The 3057-nt window shown below is 47.8% G+C and carries 3 protein-coding genes and 1 pseudogene; 3 read left to right on the top strand and 1 reads right to left on the bottom strand.

Features of this window, described 5'->3' with window-relative positions:
• Positions 1–1079, bottom strand: a 1079-nt coding sequence (locus ACTF5U_RS07765) for a M16 family metallopeptidase (RefSeq protein WP_438971066.1), incomplete at its 3' end; no start/stop codon positions are given.
• A gap of 63 nt (positions 1080–1142) precedes the next feature.
• Here ACTF5U_RS07765 and ftsY point away from each other — a divergent pair.
• From ftsY to ACTF5U_RS07750, 3 genes and pseudogenes are all read left to right on the top strand, one after another.
• Entirely contained in the window at positions 1143–2207 is a 1065-nt protein-coding gene (gene ftsY / locus ACTF5U_RS07760) for a signal recognition particle-docking protein FtsY (RefSeq protein ID WP_438971065.1), read from the top strand.
• Positions 2207–2857, top strand: coding sequence for a cell division ATP-binding protein FtsE (gene ftsE / locus ACTF5U_RS07755; RefSeq protein ID WP_438971064.1), 651 nt, complete (start codon positions 2207–2209; stop codon positions 2855–2857). The genes ftsY and ftsE overlap by 1 nt, the downstream gene beginning before the upstream one ends.
• Positions 2857–3057, top strand: a pseudogene (locus tag ACTF5U_RS07750) (permease-like cell division protein FtsX); the annotation flags it as partial. The gene ftsE and the pseudogene ACTF5U_RS07750, both read left to right, overlap by 1 nt.

The following is a 3057-nucleotide window of genomic DNA, read 5'->3' as shown; positions in this document are numbered from 1 at the left end:
GTAACCAGCTCGTTTTTTATGAGGTCAATCTGTTCAAACACAGCCTGTTTCAGTTCATCAACCGATTTACCATTCGCCGGTGTACCTGCGACCAGAAATAGATCCTTGAGCCTTGAGAAAAGACTGTTGCCAGCACCAACACTCGTTGCTACCTGTTGTTCACGCACCAACTCTTTGGCAAAACGGGCACTGTTACCACCGTCGAGAATGCCGGCTAATACTTCAAGTGCATAGGGTTCCCAGGCGTTTTCTTCCCTGACTGTAGCAACAACAGGGATTTTCCACCCCATCATCAGGTAAGGTAATTCCGCAGGTGCTTCGACTTTAATCTCGCGCAGGCCTTTTTGCTCGACCTCAATTTGAGGTTTTAGTGAGCCGATCTGCTCCGACTTGAGAGGACCAAAGTATTTTTTCGCTAAATCCAAGACGGCTTTGGGCTCAACATCGCCAGCCACTACAACAGTGGCATTGTTGGGTGCATACCATTTTTGATACCAAGCTCTCAGGTCATCTGCCTCGTAATGATTGATATCGCTCATCCAGCCGATAACAGGATGATGATAAGGACTGCTCATAAAGGCCGCCGCATTAAAGCTTTCCCGCAATAATGATTGTGGATTATCGTCAGTACGCATGCGCCTCTCTTCGGCAACAACCTCGCGTTCCTTGAGCAGCTCATCCGCATCGATGATGAGATGACGCATACGATCTGCTTCGTGTTTGAAACTGACCTCAAGTCTATCTTTGTGTAACTTCTGAAAATAGGCAGTGTAATCGCGCCCAGTGAAGGCATTCTGTTCGCCACCATTTTCAGCAATTATCTGGGAAAACTCATTTGGTTCTAAGTTCTCAGTCCCCTTGAACATCATGTGTTCCAGCACATGCGAAATGCCGGTAATACCATTGTGTTCGTAGCTTGATCCCACTTTGTACCAGACTTGTGAGACCACCACAGGCGCACGGTGATCCTCCTTCACAATTAACTTAAGCCCGTTGTCTAATTTGAATTCACTGACATCCGCTAAAGTCAGACCGGGGATTATTAGAGCTATCCAGGCTATTTTTTTTATGTTCAGCATCTGCATCTCTTAAACTTACGCGTGATAAGATTGACCGTCGAAGTTTAACGACAAGCAGAGAATATGTTTAGTTTCCTTAGAAAAAAAACCAAAACCACTGAATTAGCAGACCCAGAAGTCAACCAAGAGAGTGTTGTTGACGTCACAGAGCCTGTCGCTAAGCCGGAACCCGAAGTCGCACCTGCCGAACCCGCTGAGAAGCCTGGTTTTTTGGGTCGTCTAAAACAGGGATTAAGCCGCACCAGCGATAAATTAACCGGAGGCTTAGCTAATCTAGTGCTGGGTCGCAAAACCATTGATGATGACCTGCTTGAAGAATTGGAAACCCAACTCATCACCGCAGATCTTGGTATTGATGCCACCAACAGAATCATTTCAGATTTAACCCAGCGCGTCGCACGAAAACAGCTCAGTGATGTTGAAGCGCTGTTCGATGCAATGCGCGATGATATGGTCTCTATTCTGAAACCCAGCAGTCAGCCATTAGAGCTACCAGACAAACCGGGACCCTTTGTCATACTTATGGTCGGCATCAACGGCGTCGGCAAGACCACTACCATTGGTAAATTAGCCAAACAATTCCAGCAGCAGGGGAAAAAAGTCATGCTGGCTGCAGGTGATACCTTTCGCGCCGCTGCGGTGGAACAACTTCAGGTTTGGGGTGAAAGAAACAGTATCCCAGTCATAGCACAGCCAAAAGGTGCGGATTCAGCATCGGTTATTTTTGACGCGCTTCAGTCTGCTAAATCTCGTGGTATTGATGTACTGATTGCGGATACCGCCGGACGTCTACATACTCAGTCAAACTTGATGGATGAGCTTAAGAAGGTCAAGCGCGTGATGGGCAAAGTTGATGAAACAGCACCGCATGAAATCATGTTGGTACTCGATGCAGGAACCGGACAGAATGCACTTCAACAAGCGCAGCAATTCAATGAAGCCGTCGGCATCACAGGCATCACTTTAACCAAACTAGATGGCACAGCCAAAGGCGGCATTATCTTTGCCATTGCTGAGAAAACGGGCTTACCAATTCGTTACATTGGTGTCGGTGAAAAAATAGATGACCTGCGCATGTTTGAGGCGACAGATTTCGTGGATGCTTTATTAGGACGAGAAAACGACTGATGATTCGATTCAGCGAAGTGTATAAGCGCTATACCAACCAGCACGAAGCTTTATCTGGACTCAGTTTTGAACTGGATAAAGGCGAGATGGCCTTCTTAACAGGGCACTCTGGCGCAGGTAAAAGCACACTATTAAAACTCATTGCTTTAATTGAGCGAAGTTCGCATGGTCAAGTCTGGGTCAACAATCAGAACCTCACCCGACTGCCGAAATGGAAAGTCCCCTACTACCGCCGAAAAATCGGTCTGGTATTCCAGGATCACAATCTGCTGCATGACCGTACGGTGTTCGATAATGTGGCCTTGCCGCTGATCATTGCTGGCGAAAATCACCGTGAAATTGGGCGCAGAGTCCGAGCGGCATTGGATAAAGTTAGTTTGCTAGGCAAAGAACGCAGTCTTCCGATTGCCCTCTCCGGTGGTGAGCAGCAACGTGTGGGTATTGCGCGTGCCGTTGTGAACCGACCTCCTGTGCTGCTTGCCGATGAGCCTACAGGTAATCTTGATCCAGATTTATCACGCGAAATCATGATTTTGTTTGAACAATTCAATCAGGTCGGCGTCACGGTCTTTGTCGCGACGCATGATCAGGAACTGATTAGCCGGATGCCTTATCGCCAAATTACGCTTCAACAGGGACGGCTGGCGTGATGTTGAAACTAAACCTCCACAATTACTTCCTGCGTCATATGCAGGTCATGCTTTATAGCTTGGGCCAATTATGGCGAACACCGACTGCCACAGTGATGACCATTCTGGTGATAGGCATCGCTCTGGCGTTGCCTGCCGGGCTGTATGTGCTTTTGAAAAATATCGAAAACGTCAGCAGTCAGTGGGATGATGCCAGCCAG

It is taken from the genome of Methylophaga sp. (genome assembly GCF_965655755.1).
GTDB lineage: Bacteria > Pseudomonadota > Gammaproteobacteria > Nitrosococcales > Methylophagaceae > Methylophaga.
The sequence above is the reverse complement of the archived record's forward strand: the minus strand, read 5'-3'. Positions and strand labels throughout refer to the sequence as shown.